15 protein-coding genes and 1 pseudogene are annotated in these 16,377 nt (G+C 44.9%); 7 read left to right on the forward strand and 9 right to left on the reverse strand.

What is annotated here, in order from left to right:
* The first annotated feature begins 255 nt into the window (after positions 1 to 255).
* The 3 genes from NAF19_RS29115 to NAF19_RS29125 all read left to right on the forward strand — a co-directional run bounded on the left by NAF19_RS29115 (position 256) and on the right by NAF19_RS29125 (position 4,515).
* On the forward strand, positions 256 to 2,703 hold the full coding sequence (locus NAF19_RS29115; RefSeq protein WP_252793901.1) for a TonB-dependent receptor domain-containing protein: 2,448 nt from the start codon (positions 256 to 258) through the stop codon (positions 2,701 to 2,703).
* Positions 2,704 to 3,096: 393 nt separating this feature from the next.
* The gene (locus tag NAF19_RS29120) at positions 3,097 to 3,981 is read left to right on the forward strand and encodes a diacylglycerol/lipid kinase family protein (RefSeq protein WP_252793902.1); all 885 of its coding nucleotides are present in this window, start codon (positions 3,097 to 3,099) and stop codon (positions 3,979 to 3,981) included.
* Between the two features lie 3 nt (positions 3,982 to 3,984).
* Positions 3,985 to 4,515, forward strand: a complete 531-nt coding sequence (locus NAF19_RS29125; RefSeq protein WP_252793903.1) for a protein-tyrosine phosphatase family protein — start codon at positions 3,985 to 3,987, stop codon at positions 4,513 to 4,515.
* 232 nt (positions 4,516 to 4,747) lie between these two features.
* Here NAF19_RS29125 and NAF19_RS29130 read toward each other — a convergent pair whose 3' ends face one another.
* Positions 4,748 to 5,167, reverse strand: coding sequence for a hypothetical protein (locus NAF19_RS29130; RefSeq protein ID WP_252793904.1), 420 nt, complete (start codon positions 5,165 to 5,167; stop codon positions 4,748 to 4,750).
* Positions 5,168 to 5,383: 216 nt separating this feature from the next.
* Between NAF19_RS29130 and NAF19_RS29135 the strand changes: the two genes are divergently transcribed.
* Positions 5,384 to 6,163, forward strand: a complete 780-nt coding sequence (locus NAF19_RS29135; protein ID WP_252793905.1) for an aminotransferase-like domain-containing protein — start codon at positions 5,384 to 5,386, stop codon at positions 6,161 to 6,163.
* Here the strand turns inward: NAF19_RS29135 and NAF19_RS29140 are convergent.
* Both NAF19_RS29140 and NAF19_RS29145 read right to left on the reverse strand, forming a co-directional pair.
* On the reverse strand, positions 6,155 to 6,370 hold the full coding sequence (locus NAF19_RS29140) for a hypothetical protein (RefSeq protein WP_252793906.1): 216 nt from the start codon (positions 6,368 to 6,370) through the stop codon (positions 6,155 to 6,157). The genes NAF19_RS29135 and NAF19_RS29140 overlap by 9 nt on opposite strands.
* 49 nt (positions 6,371 to 6,419) lie before the next feature.
* The gene (locus tag NAF19_RS29145; protein ID WP_252793907.1) at positions 6,420 to 8,978 is read right to left on the reverse strand and encodes a M14 metallopeptidase family protein; all 2,559 of its coding nucleotides are present in this window, start codon (positions 8,976 to 8,978) and stop codon (positions 6,420 to 6,422) included.
* A 304-nt stretch (positions 8,979 to 9,282) separates the two neighbouring features.
* Between NAF19_RS29145 and recQ the strand changes: the two genes are divergently transcribed.
* Positions 9,283 to 11,457 (forward strand): DNA helicase RecQ, encoded by a 2,175-nt coding sequence (gene recQ / locus NAF19_RS29150; protein ID WP_252793908.1) that lies wholly within the window; start codon positions 9,283 to 9,285, stop codon positions 11,455 to 11,457.
* A gap of 103 nt (positions 11,458 to 11,560) precedes the next feature.
* Here recQ and NAF19_RS29155 read toward each other — a convergent pair whose 3' ends face one another.
* A complete protein-coding gene (locus tag NAF19_RS29155) occupies positions 11,561 to 11,755 on the reverse strand; it encodes a hypothetical protein (RefSeq protein ID WP_252793909.1) in 195 nt (64 codons plus the stop codon).
* 212 nt (positions 11,756 to 11,967) lie between these two features.
* On the opposite strand from NAF19_RS29155, the pseudogene NAF19_RS29160 reads away from it, so the two are divergent.
* A pseudogene (locus NAF19_RS29160) lies at positions 11,968 to 12,230 on the forward strand (ribosomal maturation YjgA family protein).
* Between the two features lie 32 nt (positions 12,231 to 12,262).
* Here the strand turns inward: NAF19_RS29160 and NAF19_RS29165 are convergent.
* Genes NAF19_RS29165 through NAF19_RS29185 form a run of 5 tightly spaced genes read right to left on the reverse strand, consistent with a single transcriptional unit; the run spans position 12,263 to position 15,834 of the window.
* Entirely contained in the window at positions 12,263 to 13,333 is a 1,071-nt protein-coding gene (locus NAF19_RS29165) for a PA0069 family radical SAM protein (protein ID WP_252793910.1), read from the reverse strand.
* A gap of 30 nt (positions 13,334 to 13,363) precedes the next feature.
* A complete protein-coding gene (locus NAF19_RS29170; protein WP_252793911.1) occupies positions 13,364 to 13,999 on the reverse strand; it encodes a response regulator transcription factor in 636 nt (211 codons plus the stop codon).
* The gene (locus NAF19_RS29175; RefSeq protein ID WP_252793912.1) at positions 13,971 to 14,807 is read right to left on the reverse strand and encodes a sensor histidine kinase; all 837 of its coding nucleotides are present in this window, start codon (positions 14,805 to 14,807) and stop codon (positions 13,971 to 13,973) included. The genes NAF19_RS29170 and NAF19_RS29175 overlap by 29 nt, the downstream gene beginning before the upstream one ends.
* The gene (locus NAF19_RS29180; protein WP_252793913.1) at positions 14,800 to 15,462 is read right to left on the reverse strand and encodes a hypothetical protein; all 663 of its coding nucleotides are present in this window, start codon (positions 15,460 to 15,462) and stop codon (positions 14,800 to 14,802) included. Before NAF19_RS29180 ends, NAF19_RS29175 begins: the two co-directional genes overlap by 8 nt.
* 9 nt (positions 15,463 to 15,471) lie before the next feature.
* On the reverse strand, positions 15,472 to 15,834 hold the full coding sequence (locus tag NAF19_RS29185) for a hypothetical protein (protein ID WP_252793914.1): 363 nt from the start codon (positions 15,832 to 15,834) through the stop codon (positions 15,472 to 15,474).
* A gap of 249 nt (positions 15,835 to 16,083) precedes the next feature.
* Between NAF19_RS29185 and NAF19_RS29190 the strand changes: the two genes are divergently transcribed.
* Positions 16,084 to 16,269, forward strand: coding sequence for a hypothetical protein (locus tag NAF19_RS29190; RefSeq protein ID WP_252793915.1), 186 nt, complete (start codon positions 16,084 to 16,086; stop codon positions 16,267 to 16,269).
* The last annotated feature ends 108 nt before the right edge of the window (positions 16,270 to 16,377 follow it).

A 16,377-nucleotide genomic window follows, 5' to 3' on the forward strand; every position in this document is an offset into this window, starting at 1 on the left:
ACCAAAAAGCGGGAAATACGATGTAACCTTTGCGGCCTGTTTTACATCTTACAAACAAAGCAATAAAACTGGCAATGCCTGGTTATTTCCCAAAAACACGAATAACGCATTTAACAACTATGAAATAAACAACGACTACATAAAATAAACCTATCTGCCGGCAAACGGCCGGAACAATTAAAATTTACTTAACACCTTTTAAAAAAGAACAAAAATTCTTTTACCTGGCAATTTATTGCCTGAAAATTAAGCATCATGAAATCGATATTTATAAAACTACTTGCCATCATCCTTCTAACAACCGCGGGTATAGCTACGTATGCGCAACCCTCCAAATCGTCCTCGGCAAAAATAACCGGCACCTTGCTCGACGATAAAAACAAACCGATGGACTTTGCCACCGTATCCTTGCTAAAAGCCACCGACTCATCGGTTGTTAAAGGAACTTTAAGTAATGATGCCGGCGCTTATGCTTTCGACCGCGTGGCTAATGGCACCTATATTATAAAGGTTACCGTTGTTGGTTATCAAAAAACAACCAGTCAGCCGTTTACCGTGGCCGATGGCGCTACTGTTACCGTGCCGCAATTGATAATGCAGCAGGTAAGTCATGCATTAAATGCGGTGACGGTTACCTCCACAAAACCATTGATCGAACGTAAAGTCGACCGCACGGTTATGAACGTCGAAAACAGCGTGCTTGCCGCCGGTAACTCTGCCCTGGAAATATTGGAGCGTGCTCCGGGTGTTTCTGTTGATAAAGACGACAACATCAGCCTGAAAGGCAAACAGGGCGTAACCGTAATGATAAACGATAAACTCACCTATCTTACTTCGGCACAGCTGGCTACGCTGTTGCGCTCGACCGACGGCACCACTATACAATCTATCGAAATAATCACCAACCCATCTGCTAAATACGATGCAGCCGGTAATTCGGGTATTATCAATATCAAACTAAAAAAGAATAAGCAAAGCGGCACCAACGGCAGCGTTACCGTGGGCGTTGGCAAAGGCAAATATGGCCGCGATAACAGCACCATACAGCTAAACCATAAAGTTGGCGAGGTGAATATATTCGGCTCATTCAGTCACGATGATAACAAGCGTATGCAGGATATCGGTTTAAAACGTATTGTTACCGACACTGCCGGCCACCAAACTTACTTTAACCAGTATACTGCCATGCCGCAAAGCCGCCACAACAACAGCTATCGCCTGGGCGCCGATTTTAATACATCGTCGAAAAACACGCTGGGCTTTGTAGTTAACGGCTATTTTAACTCAGAAAACGACAGCAATGACAACCGGACTAATATCGGCCGTAATTTTACCCAGGTCGATTCGTCGCTGCGTACGGTTACCAGCATCAAGCAAACTTTCCATAGCTTTGCCGCCAATTTAAACGACACCTATAAAATAGATACCGCCGGTCAGCAGATCAGCGCCGATTTGGATTATTCGAAGTTCACCAATAACTCTACAGCCCAGTATGTAACCAATTTCTTTTTGGCCGATGGCAACCCGCAGCACCCACAGGCTTTCCTTGGAAACCTTACGCCATCAACCATCGAAATAAAAACGGCTAAAGTTGACTACAGCAAGCCGCTCGGCAAGTCGCTAAAAATGGAAGCAGGCGCAAAATTCAGCGATGTAAAAACTGATAACGACCTGATGGAAAAACTGGCCGCTGGCGATTCGTACCAGAGCACCAATCATTTTATGTACGACGAAAAAATTGACGCCGGCTATTTAAACTTTAACAAAGATTTTAAAGGCACATCGGTACAACTTGGCTTACGCGGCGAGTACACCCGCTCAAACGCTACAGGCGACTCATCAAACATAGTGCAGCACATTGCCCGCAATTATTTCAACCTGTTTCCAAGCGTATTTGTAAACCATACTTTTAACGACAAAAACGAGCTTAGCTTTTCGTACAGCCGCAGGATCGACCGCCCGCAGTACGACAACCTTAACCCCTTTGTTTACAGGCTCGACCCATACACCTATCAAAAAGGCAACCCGTATTTAAAGCCACAGTACACCAACAATTTCGAACTGAATTACACCTATAATAAGAACACCACTTTAACACTGGGTTACAACCGTACTACCGACGTTATGACAGAAGTACCCGGAACCGACCCGGCAACCAAAGTTGCATTTGTAACCCAGCAAAACCTGCAGGTGCAAAACGGCTACAATGCTAACCTTTACTCCAGCTATACCATTACCAAATGGTGGACAGGCGACGTGAACCTCACCGCCTTTTACCTGGGCTTCAAATCGAAAGGGCTTGAGGGGGGTAATTTAGACAAGGGGCAATTTGCTTACCAGTTCCGCGCTACTGAAACTTTTACTCCTATTAAAGGATACCGGTTTGAACTAACGCCAAATTACCAGTCGGCATTAACATATGGTTTGTTTAGCGTGCATCCGCAATATTCGGTAGATGCCGGGGTGAGCCATTCATTTGCCGATAAAAAAGCTAACATTAAATTCTCGGTGAGCGATATTTTTAACACCCGCCGCAACGATGTTACCAGCAAGTACCAAAGCATTGATCTCGACATCCGCCAAAAGCGCGACAGCCAGGTGGCCCGCCTTACCTTCACCTACAATTTTGGCAACAGTAAAATAAAGGCCCGCCAGCATCAAAGCGGCGCCGACGACGAAAAAGGAAGGGTGAAAGGGAATTAATTGGTGTTCCTGTGCACAGTGAAACATAAGGAACAGGGTGGAACAGTGGAACGTCAACCAGGCAATATAAAAACCGCGTTTCTACATCAGAAACGCGGTTTTTACATTATCTGCCAGGCTAAAAACGTGAAAAGTACTGACAAATTGGTGTCAGTACTTTTCACGTCTGCTTTTTGGTCGACAAAACATGTCGATAGCTTATGCAACATAAATCTATTGATATCAACCGCGAAAAACCATCAAACCGCTTATGTTAGCTTGCAAAGCTGACCTGGCAATTGCCGGCACCTTATAATCCCACCCGCCTGCTGTTAAATTATCATTATCATACCATGAAGTTCTTTTGCAGCTAAACTTATCCGTGCAATTGGTGTTGCTATCAAAACCGCACGCGTGAAATTTAAACATATACATTTTATCATCAATCCCGCTTCAGGCAAGGAAGAACCCATTTTGTCTTATATCAATCGTTTGTTTATCGGCAGCCGGGTTAACTGGGACATTTCGGTTACTAAGAAAGACAAAGGAGCAGGTGAAATAGCACGGTCGCTGATCGGCAATACCGACCTGTTAGCCGTTTACGGTGGCGACGGTTGTGTCACCGCGGTAGCGGCAGCATTGCATGGAAAATCGCTGCCTATGGCCATCATTCCCGGCGGCACAGCTAACGTAATGGCTAAAGAACTGGGCATACCCACCGACACAGTGGAAGCACTGGCGCTGCTGCGAAAAGGGCACCGCATCAGGACCATCGATATGGGCCTGGTTAATGGCGACCCCTTCCTGCTGCGGGTGAACCTGGGCATAATGGCGGCTATGGTGACCGAAGCGGACAGGAGTTTGAAAGACAAAATTGGCCAGCTGGCCTACGGAGTAACAGCAGTGCAGACTGTAGCCGCTGCAAAGCCCGTTAATTACCGGCTGAAGATCGATGGGCAAAAAATAGCCGCAAGCGGGGTGGCGCTAACGGTGACCAATTCCGGGAATATCGGGATCAGCGATTTCGACCTGCTGCCGGGCATTAGCGTAACCGACGGGCTGCTGGATGTAATCCTGATGCACGATACCGATCTTAGCTCCTTGCTGAAAGTGGCCGGCAGTACGCTGTTTCAGCAGGAGTCGGAAGTGTTGGAGCATTGGGCCTGTAAAAACATCACCATCAACCTGCCCAAAAAACAAACCTATATCTGCGACGATGCGGCGCGCTCCGCCAAAAAACTAAAGATAGAAATTGTGCCCAAGTCTATACGGATACTCGTACCTGCACAAAAGAAATAAGCTATGCTTGCCAAAGTAAAAAGTCTTTTCACCATCACCGGTTTGTTCCTGCAATATAACGCCGATAATATTTACCGGGTAATTTTCGGGATGCCCCGCCTTAAACGGTGCGAAATTACGGCCAACCTGTACCTGGGCAGCCAGTACAACTTAGTCGGTTTGCGTAAACTGGCTGCCTTGGGCGTAACAGCCATTATAAATATGCGCATACATTCCGTGTATAACGAAGCGCAGTATAAAGGCGTTAGGTACCTGCATTTGCCCACCACCGATAATACGCCGCCGCCATTGGCTGTGTTGCAAAAGGGTGCGGATTTCGCCGATGCAGAGATCAAAAACGGCGGGAAGGTATACATTCACTGCCGGCAGGGGCTCGGCCGCGGACCAACCATGGCAACGGCTTACCTGTTGAAAACGGGCCTAACCCTGGATGACGCACTCATGCTAATTAAAAAAGCGCGTCCCTTTATTAACCCGCGACCAGGCCAGTTGGAGCGTTTAAGGGAATTGGAAACCTATTATAAAAATAGTTGACCACCACGGCTGTTATTCAACAACTTACTTCGCCAGTTAAGGCATTTTGTTTGAATACCGATTTTATAAATAAAACCCGCACAATCTGAATGCCTAAAGCGTTCTATTTTTCTGCGGAACGGTGGAACACTATGAAATATACTGATTATCAGATATTTCATCAAATCAACATGCAAATACGTGGCCGACCCTTCAAAAAATAACGAATTATAAGCGCCTTCTTTTTTAAAAATCAATTTTCGGCTTTCGCCGGTACCTTGCTGATCAAAAGCATATTTATTGCAGCAAGCACGATAAAAAATAAAGGCATGTATGGCGGTTTAATTTTTAACGGCAGTACATAGGCAGGAACAGCAGCCTGCAAATGCACATACACGGCAACGGCCATATTCCCAATAACCCACATCGATCCGAACAGCAAAACTATTTTTAGCAAATGCAGCGGTATTCTTTTTCTAAAAAAAACAGCCGAGAGCAACAGCAACCCTACTAAAATTTCACTTAGTATGCCCGGCCAATATAAATAGCCTGGCAAGCCGCTTTTTGAAATCTGGATATGGAACCATTCGCTGATCGGGTAAAACAATTTAAGGAAACCAAACATAAACATAGAAATGCCGGTGAAAATGGAGATAATATTTACAGATTTCATAGTATACCTATTTATTGAAATTAGATTTTGGGTGAGCTATTAACAGTTAGGCGTAAACCTCCGATTGATCGCTCACATTTTCTCCGGCGAAGTTCGGCGTAAAGGCAATAGGAAACCCGATACGGTCTTCAACTAAAAAACCATAACAGTTTATGATATTTGTCGATAACCCATACTTTCGGGAATGGGCTTATATTTGAGACAGAATAGGGTGATATGGATAAAAAATTCAGATACGAGCAGGTCGTCAGCAAGATTGAAGATCTGATTTTACAGCTTCAACTGAAGCCCGGGGATAAAATACCTTCTGTTCGCACCGTTTGCAGAGAGCTCAAAGTGAGCTTGAGCACTGCGGTACAAGCTTATTCCATTTTGGAAGCCAGGGGGCTTGTTTTTTCGAAGCCGGGCTCCGGGTATTATGTCAATTCCAAAGCAGGTAACCGCTTGCCGGCAATCAAAGAACAGACATTTATACCTATCCCCTCGTCCGTGGAGATTAATACCATGGCAACAGAGATGGTTAAAAATCCCCGAAAATACGGGTTGCTTAATTTTTCTTCTCTCGCTCCGGCAAGTGACTTCCTGCCTGTCACCCGGATAAATAAAGCAATGCAGTCTTCGGTCCGCGAACATGCAGGCAGCAACTTTCAATATCCGTTTCTGGAAGGACATCCCCGGCTCTTGAAACAGATTTCGCTACATACGTTTGAATGGCAACATAGCTTGTCACAGAACGAGATACTGGTCACTAATGGCTGCATGGAAGCGATCAATCTTTGCCTCGATTTGGTTGCTAAACCAGGAGATATAATCGCCGTGGAATGCCCCACCTACGCAGGCATTTTGCAATGCCTGGAGACCAAGAACCTGAAAGCCGTTGGTATCGGGGTCGACCCGGTTAACGGCCTGAATCTTGACGACCTGGAGAAGGCGTTAGACACCTACACAATAGCGGCATGTGTTTTTTCACCGGCTTGTAATAACCCGTTAGGATAAAACACTTGCCCATATTATTATTCCTGTTTTCACATATTGGCTTTTCGTTAAAATCAACACTAACAAAACAATTTCAATAAAAATTGGAACCATTCCATAAATGCTGGGAGCAATTGCGAATACAAAACCATTATAACCCAATAATAAAATTATAAACCCTGTTAAAAGGTTAAAAAACAACTGGTTTGTAAAAACGGCTTTTTTCATTTGTAGTTGGTACTACTTTTTAACTGCTGCTACTAATTCCTGCTGCTACCTACTGCCCCACCATAAACACCGCATTACTCAACAACAACTTCCCATTCTCCCAAAAGCTGCGAAAAATCGGATCATCGGCCATGTATATTACGCTGCCGCGACCCATCGACTGCACACCAAGCAGCAGCCCGTCTTTAATTTTCTCTTTACTTTTTTGGCCGACAAAGCCCGATACCAGCCCGTCTTTTTTAACGGTGCCTACATTCCAGCCGTCTTCGCTGCCTAAAAAGTCATAAATATCGTCGCTCAGCTTTATCGAGTAATAACTCTTTGGCAGCCCGAAGCCAAGCGGGTGGGTATTATCAAGGTTTATTTTATAAATAGCACCGGGTACGCTCGAGCGCAGGGCATCGCGGTCGCGGTCGTTATACGAAAGCAGGGTTGGGTCCTTTGTTTTGCTATCTGTCTTATCGTCTTTTTTATCTTCTTTTCTTTTCAGCAGGAAACCCTTTTTATCAACCAGTTGTGCCGCTGCATTTTGTATGGCAATCAGCTTGCCGCCATCGCGCACCCAGCCTATCAGCTTGTCGGATGGAAAATCGTCATAATTACCATCGGGGAATATCGCCACATCAAAATCCGAAAGGCGGGCCCTGCTCAAATCTTTGTAACGCACAAGCGTGATGGGGTAACCAATCTGTTGTTCAAAAAAGTGCCACACCTCGCCCATCGCCTCCGAGTTTACATCATCGCCGGCGGCAAGCATCACCCGCGGCTGGCGTATAAAACGGATAACATCAGATCCTAAGTCATTCCCCTTCTCTACAAAACCCGACATCAGCGGGGTTAAATCCTGGTTTAACTGGGTGGCAATGCGGGCAATCGTTTGGTCAAAGTCGGCCTTGTCGTTCCCGGCGCGGGTTATCAGCAGCGAGCCCGCGTTAAACTTTTTGCCGCCTGCTTCAAATGGCTTTTCGGAGTAGCGCACTTTGATGTTATTTTTTATCAGTGCCGCCAAAAACCGGACATCGTTAACCGAATACCAGCTGCTTACATAGGCATAAGCATGTACATTTACCAGCACCTGCGGCTTGGCCGCGCTAATGGTTGCTGTTGCCGGTTTTAACGATTCCTTTACGCCATAGGCAGTAAGTCCATAAACATAAGGTAAACTCCAGGCCGTAATATCATAGGTGTTCGAGTCGGTCACAAAAGTTTTGGGCTCAAGCAGCACATTCAACAATACCGATTTCGACTGGTAGGCGTTGATCACCAAATCATTAGGACCAACCTCATATTGCTCATTTTTACCATTCGAATAGTTATAGCCGTTCACACTGTTTTTTAAACCGAAGCCGTACTGAATGCCATTTCTGTCGAGCATTGCAGTAAGTGCGTTTACCTTGTCAACGTTGTCATTTTTTACCACGTATGTTTTGTACTCGCCCGGCGGGTTAGCACGACTGTTATCATAAAACTTTTTAAACTCGGTCAGCAGCTTTTCTGCATACGCCGAAGTAACCTCAACCGTACTCAAACTGGTTGAGTGGTGATGTGCTACACGGTCCACCAGTGTCAGCGTATCGCCGGTACGGGTAAGCACTGCCAGGCCGGCGCTGATGCCGCCCTGCTCGTAGGTCATCCCTATCGAACCATTATAGATCGGGTAAGTATCGCCGTATGATGGGTACAGCAAATCAAATTCCTGCTTGGTGAAATACAGCCAGCCATTCTGGTCGAAATATTTGGCGTTGTTTTTACCAATGGTGGTTTGCATTTCGCGCTGCCATGGGGTAATCACTTTGTGGAAAGGTTCCGCAGCAGGGGCAAAATAGTAGGGGGCGTTATAGCCTTGCTCGTGGTAGTCAACATGCACTTCAGGCAGCCACTGGCTAAACAGCGCCACGCGGGCCTGGGTTTCCTTTTGTGTTTGCCATGCCCAGTCGCGGTTAAGGTCAAAATAGTAATGGTTTATCCTACCGCCCGGCCATGGTTCTGCGTGTTCGCGGGCAAATGGGTTGGCATCCGGCTTTTGCCCGGCTACCGAGTTGTAAAAGTTTACATAACGGTCGCGACCGTCGGGGTTTAAACATGGGTCAATAACCACCACCGTATTTTTTAACCACGGTTGGGTACGCGCATTAGAAGCATCAACCATGTCAAACAAAGTCCACATAGCAGCTTCTGATGATGCGGGCTCATTACCGTGCACATTATAACTTAGCCAGCAAATCACCGGTGCACTGGTCGACCCCGCCGCCGAAGTAGCCGCAGCTTTATTTGCCGGGGTGCCCGGCGTACTGCCACCTGCTACTGTTTCCAGTCCCGCCAGGCGTAAATTATTCTGGCGTATCTCCTCCAGCTTACCAATATTTTCGTCAGACGCGATAAACATAGCCAGCAACGGCCGGCCCTCGTTAGTGGAGCCGTATTGCACCAGCTTTACATTTTTCGATGCCTGGGCCACATATTTAAAATATTCAACAATTTTATAATGCGGGGTAAAGTGCTCGCCCAACTTATAACCTAAAAATTTCTCGGGTGATTGGATGGCCTGGCCAAAAACGGCACAGAAAACGCCTGAAAACAGGAGTGACAGGAGTAGCTTTTTTATCATGGATGTCAGTTAAGTAAAGGCTAATATAAAATTATTTTGCGTGAAAATGAATTTAAAGGCTGATACTATTGCTTTAGCGCAGGCCTGCGACCTGCGCTGACGAAAGCCGCCCCTTTGGGGCTGGGTGCTATACTTTGCACCTATGTTATTCATAATCATTGTTTCCGAAATTTTGAAATTAAAGAGAAACCCCGGAGCCCCAAAGGGGCGAAATCCACCAGCACAGGTCGCAGGCCTGTGCACAATAAATTATTTTCCTAAAATTTTTAGCATTTCATTCCCGGAATTTATTAAATTCGGGCCGATGCAAACGGACCCGCAAATGACACCCATAAAGGCGCTGCAAAAATATTTTGGCTACAGTGCATTCAGGCACCGGCAGGAAGAGATCATCCAGCATATCCTGGATAAAAAGGATGTGCTTACGCTAATGCCTACTGGTGGCGGTAAATCATTATGTTACCAACTGCCCGCCGTTTTGCTTGATGGTTTAACCATTGTGATATCGCCATTGATTGCCTTGATGAAGGACCAGGTGGACGCCCTCAACGTTAACGGCATACCGGCTGCATTCATCAATTCGAGCCAGTCGACCCAGGAACATATCGACATCAGCACCCGCTTAAAAAACAACCAGATCAAATTGCTGTACCTGGCGCCCGAGCGCTTGTTTGGCAAAGACAGCAAGCTGATAGATTTTCTAAAAACACTGCCGGTTTCATTAATTGCTATTGATGAAGCGCATTGCATCTCACATTGGGGACACGATTTCAGGCCCGAGTACCTGATGCTTTCCGGCTTTAAGCTCGAGTTTCCAAACGTGCCGGTTATTGCCCTTACCGCCACTGCCGATAAGCTCACCAAAAAGGATATCCTTGAAAAGTTAAACTTGCGTAACCCCGCTGTTTTTGTATCATCATTTAACCGCGAAAATATCACCTATAAAGTAACCCCTAAAAGAGATAGCTTTAACCAGCTGCTTGATTTTTTGGAGGAGCGCAAAGAGGATTCGGGTATTATTTATTGTCTGTCGCGAAAATCAACCGAGAGCCTGGCGGCCGATTTAAAGGAAGAAGGTTTTTTAGCAGAACCGTACCATGCCGGTTTGGATAATGCTCTTAAGGCCCGCACCCAGGAAGCTTTTTTGCGCGATGAAGTGCGCATTATAGTGGCGACCATAGCCTTTGGTATGGGTATTAATAAATCAAACGTGCGGTATGTGGTGCATGTTGATCTGCCAAAAAATATCGAAGGCTATTACCAGGAAACCGGCCGTGCAGGTCGCGATGGATTGCCATCAAACGCATTGTTGCTTTACTCGCCCGGCGACGCTATAAAGCTGAAACAGTTTGCCATGGTGGAAGACAACCCGGAGCAAAGCCGCATCATGCTTAAAAAGCTGGACGATATGGTAAAGTATTGCCAGCTGCACGCCTGTCGCCGCCAGTTTTTATTAAAATACTTTGATGAGGATTTCCCGCCAAACTGTGGCTCCTGCGATTTTTGCCTGACAGATTTCAAACGCTTCGACGCTACCCTTATCGCACAAAAGGCACTATCAGCAGTATCGCGCCTTAAGGAGCGCTTCGGCAGCACCTATGTGATCGATTTTTTACGTGGATCGAAAAGTGAAAAAATTTGGGAAGAGCACAAACAACTTAAAACCTACGGCATCGGCGCAGATATCAGCAAACCCGAATGGCAGCGCTACCTGCGTGAATTGACAGGGCAGGGCTATTTGCAAGTGACCGAAGATATGTACCCCATATTAAAGCTTACCGAAAAAAGCGAAGGGGTATTGAAAGGGTTGGAGAAAGTTGAGCTGGTTGAAACCGAAGTTATCGAAGAGCGCCAGCCTGCTGCGGCTTTACCATTTGAGGCATCGTTATTCGCCGAATTGCGAAACCTGCGCGCCGATATCGCCCGGCTTGAAAATGTTCCGCCTTATATTATCCTATCAGATGTGAGCCTGCAGGAGATGGCAACCTATTTCCCGCAAACGCTGGATGAATTAAGGCTGATATCCGGCTTTGGCGATGTGAAACTGGCGCGGTATGGCCGCGAGTTTTTACTTCCGCTTAAAACCTACGCCGAGAAGAACGGGCTGGTATCGAAAATAAAACAAAAATCGACCCAGCGCGAGCGTAAACCGGCCAAAGAAAGAGCTGCGACGCGCTCGTCCGATACGGCCAAAGAAAGCTTTACATTATATCGCGCCGGCAAGCCGGTTTCGGAAATTGCTGCGCTGCGCGGGCTTGCCGCAACCACCATTGAAGGTCATTTAAGCTTTTATATTTACAAAGGCGATATGGATGTAACCGAGTTGGTAAAATCTGAAAAAATACCGTCCATTAAAGATGTCGTTTTAAGCTATGGCGCCGAAAAGCTATCGCCCATAAAAGAAGTTTTGGGCGATGATTTTACCTATGGAGAAATAAAAGCCGTAGTAGCCTGGATGCGGAAAAATGGTGAGATATAGATCAGCATTATGTTAATAATGAATTGACGACTAGTCTTGAGTCGTAAATCCGGAGTCTTAAGTCAAAAAAGACCAAGTTTGACTTAAGACTCCGGACTTGAAACTACCGCGATGCGTTAATCTCGTTCATTACTGCCTGGTGCGAACTAACGCGGCCGCTTTTTATATCGTCAAGGTTTTCGCGGATTACGTCTTTCAGGTCCAAATCGGTTTGCAGATCAAACAAGGCAGCCTGTAGTTTCGATCGTTCGCTGTTATCTAAACTGGGCAAGTAGGCAATTATATCGTTAACGTTCATTTTTGTCAGTTTTTATTCCGAAAATAAGGCTTTATTTTGAAATTTAGATGAAAACGCGCGAAGTTTACAAAACTTGGCACGTTTAACACAGTGCTATGCATAAAACACGTACAACCTACTTCGCCCTCATAACCGCTACAATTATAACTGGCCTTTTATCCCGCCACATAAATGGAGTGCCTTTATTTATCGGCGATATTTTATGGGGACTGATGGTTTATTTTATTGTAAGATTTATTTTCATCAGCCAAGCAACAAAATTGGCTGTTATTGCAAGCCTGGTTTTTAGCTACGGTATCGAATTCAGCCAGCTTTACAGGCGCCATGGATAAACAGCATCAGGCATACGGTTATCGGCGGCCTGGTATTAGGCCAAACCTTTTTGTGGATCGATATGCTTTGCTATACCGTTGGTATCGGGATTGGTGTTGGAATTGACCGACTAATCGAAAAGAAAAGCCTTCTTCTCCATTAACCACTCACTTAATCAACTCCATCAACTACTCACTAAAATAAAGTCGTCTGCTTCCCATTTTTCGGCACAAATAAACTATAGTCAAATTCCGGCATTTCCCTGTCGGCCATAAACCGGGTGCAGGCCATCCTGAACATCTGGTGTATCGATTCGGCAATTTTCCCTTCGCCGCTCATCCGGCGGCCAAAGTTACTGTCGTTTAGGTTGCCATCGTGACACGACTTTATCATGTTCAACACCTTTTCGGCCCGGTCGGGAAACGTCTTATTTATCCAGTCGGTAAAAATTTCGCTGATACTGCCATTCAACCTTACTATTGTAAACCCGGCAGATACAGCGCCCCTGTCTGCTGCCGCTTTTATAATTGCCGGCACTTCATTGCTGTTCAACCCGGGGATTATAGGCGCCGCCATCACCCGGCAGGGGATCCCTTTTTCGGTAAGTTTTTGAATAACCGCTAACCGCCCTGTTGCCGTAACCGTGCGCGGTTCCAGCTTTTGCCGCAACTGCTCGTTTAACGAAGTGATGGATACATTAACATGTACCAGCCGCATGGCCGCCAGTTCGGTAAGTATATCCAGGTCGCGCAGTATTACGTTGTTTTTGGTGATGATGCTTACCGGGTTCTTGTACTTCAAAAAAAGCTCGAGCAACGAGCGGGTAATTTTCAACCGCCGTTCAATTGGCTGGTAACAATCGGTATTGCCAGACAGCATAATGCATACCGGCTGATAGTTTTTTTTGTTGAAGTATTGCTCCAGCAGTTCAGGGGCGTTACGCTTAACAATTATTTTGCGCTCAAAATCAAGCCCGGCGCTAAAGCCGTAGTATTCATGCGTGTTTCGTGCATAACAATAAATACAGCCGTGCTCGCAACCCTGGTAGGGGTTTATGGAGTACATGTGGCTCAAATCCGGGCTGTTTGATTCGCTTACGATTTTTTTGGGCGACTCCTCAAAAAGTTGTGTGGCAGTATTTTCCAGCAGCGGCTCATCAAGGCCTTCAATATGCTCTAAAACATATTTGCTTTTTAAAAACTTGTTGTGCGTATTTACCTGTGCGCCGCGTCCTTTAAAAAACTCATCGTTACCCTCATGTGCCATAGAGGCAAATTTACTAAAATTATTAGCAAATTATACGTCTATCAATTTGTTTTTTATGGCATACAGCACCAGGCCGATGCGGCTTTTGACATTCAGTTTTTCAAATAATTGGTCGCGATAACCATCAACGGTACGTATGCTGATACACATTTGCGTAGCTATTTCTTTGTAGGTAAGTTCTGAGGCGGCAAGCTTTATAAACTCGAGCTCGCGTATCTGCAAAGTAACCTGGTCAATATGCTCATTAAATGAGTTTATTAGCAGGCGTGTAACAAATTCGGGGTAATAAACCTCGCCCGATGATACCTTTTGCAGGGCCAGCTCAAACTCATGCGGCTCCGAATCTTTCAGCAAGTAACCCTTGGCGCCGAGTTTTAGCATGGTGAGCACCTTTTCAGGATCCTCAAGCATCGATAAAACTATAATTCTTATTTCGGGGTAGTTTTCTTTTAGCCAAAGCGCAGTAGCAGCGCCATCCATCACCGGCATATGTATGTCAAGCAGCACAACATCCGGCTTTAGTTTGGACGAAATTTTGCGTACCATTTCCTCCCCGTTGCTTGCTTCAAAAAGTATATTAAATCCCTTAAAATTACCTATTAATGATGCTATCCCGCTTCTGAAAAGGCGGTGATCATCAACTAAGGCGATTTGGATATTTTCCATCTATATATTTTATTTGTAGTAAAGGGTTTAGGTTAACATTAACTGAACAGCCATCCCCGCGCGAACTGCTTATGCTTGCCACCGCACCAATTACGGTAGCCCTGTTTTCAATATTCATCAAACCTGAACCACGGCTGTGGTCGAGGGAGTTAGCCGAAAAACCAACGCCATCGTCTTCTATTGTTAAATTAAACATTTCAGGAATATACTGCAAACTAATTTTTAGATGACTTGCCCCCGAGTGTTTAATGGTATTATTAACTGCTTCCTGGAAAATGCGGAACAATACCAGTTCACGCTGTTCGCCCATCGGATAAATATCACCTGTTATAATCAATTCCGCGTCAACAAGGCCGCTTTTATTCAGTTTGTCAACCTCGTTTTCAATAGTTTTTACAAGCCCCAGCTTGGTTATGTGTTCAAAACTAAGGCTCTTTGATAAATCGCGCAGATCGGTAATTACCTGTGCAACCAGATCGCGATTTTCATTGATTTTTGTCTGCTGAGCCGATTCTTCAACCTTAATCATCGCCAGGTTAAGCTTCACAAACGAAAGCACCTGGTTTATGTTATCATGAAGCTCGCGCCCTACATACGTAAACGTCTCCTCCTGTATCTCTAGCCGGGCCTTTAAAAACTCCTGTTTAAAATTGGCCTCCAGCACCTCGCGTTCTGCTTTGTTTTGTAACTGCTTTTTTTGATAAAGTATAATGAAATAGATAATGAAACCCGACAGAAAGACGAAAAAAACCGTTGCCGAAACAAGAACAACATATAACTCGCCACTGGTAGGGGCATTATTAATCATTATTCACACTAATTACGTTTACTTTGCTGTTATCAATTAATAACACAACTCCAATTACGATATAAAATATAAAATTAACAACTACACTAAAGTAAACAAGTGGCCCTACGTCAAGCTTATTTTGAATAAAATAACTCATCAACGCAAAATTAAGGAACATGGTAGTTGCATAAAACAACATGTTTATATTAAACCAGAACAAGCTCTGCCTGAAAAGGCTTTGCTCCGCGGGAGCGAACAACATTTGACGAAACAACAATAGTGAATATACAACATAAACAATATGTGAGGCCTCAAGCGTTAACGACGGAAACTGGCTTAGCTTTTCGAAAAACAAAACGTTGGCAATGGCCAGCAAAAACATTGCAAATATTGAAATAACTATTGCCTTTTTTAGTATGGCATTACTTACCAAATAGTAGTAAACTACAGCTGAAAACGCAAATTCAATAACCGCCCAAATATGCGCCACCGGCATATTGTTATGGTATACCCTGCCATAAACCTTTTTTATGCTTTCACTAATTAACGTGCATAAAATCATAACCGTTAAAATCTTAAATGCTTTACTAAGGCGTTTAAACCGGGCAAAGCCGATAACGGAAATTATTAATAGCAAAAGTAAATAGATGGCGTAAATGGTGTCAAAACTCATATCGGGCTATCAGATAAGACAAGTACAAAAGGGAGGGCACGGGCCGATTTGATCCCAGGTTTCATATCTGCCTACATACGGCGCTGCGCCGCTCACTTCCGGGTAATCCGGGTTTGGCTCGGCGCCTGCAAGTACAATAGTGAAAATATTGTCGGTAGAAGTGGGGAAATCGGGGTGCTTGGCGAAATGCACGCTTACACCAATGGTATTTTTGTCGCTAAGAATAGCGTCCAAAACGCGGCGGGTTATAAAAAAACCGTTCAGGAATTCACCTTCGGGAGTTTTAAGGGCCGGGCCGCCTGTACCTGAATTTTGGGTCTGATAGGCCGCTATCAGGTCCTTTGCGGTGGGTTTGTCGATTACTGCTGACATGTTTAAATTGGTTAAAGGGTTAGTAAATACGACCCCAATATAGGGTTTTAACTATTAAACAACCCCCGTTTAATAACTGTTTTTTTACCGTGTTTTAACGCAGCAAATACCGTTATTTAACGGGGTATAAAAATCAAAAAAAATTAGTATCGTGCAACCCAAATTACTGCTTTCTTTGTGGTGCCCGGACCCTTTAGTGAGAGTAAACTAAAGATTAAACAAAAGCCAGCAACCCCTGTTAAAGCACTGATGCGTAAATTTTTACAAAACATTTTTACCGGGCCGGTGATAAAACTGGCCAACAAGCTTTCTTCCAGGCCTGACAAGGGCCGGGTTGACAAAGCCTTGAGCGAGTTGCACGCTGAAATTAGCGCAGGCAAAGACAAGGCAGGCCTTGCATTACAGTTCGATGCTGCAAAAGATAAATTTAGGTAACTATATATCAGTTGGGACGCCGGTAATTTTATAATTTAGTTTTTATTGGTTAGGTTTATCAAAGCCTTACCCAATATGAAAAGATTAGCCTTACTACTTTATTTATTG

It is taken from the genome of Mucilaginibacter flavidus, from assembly GCF_024055575.1.
GTDB lineage: Bacteria > Bacteroidota > Bacteroidia > Sphingobacteriales > Sphingobacteriaceae > Mucilaginibacter > Mucilaginibacter flavidus.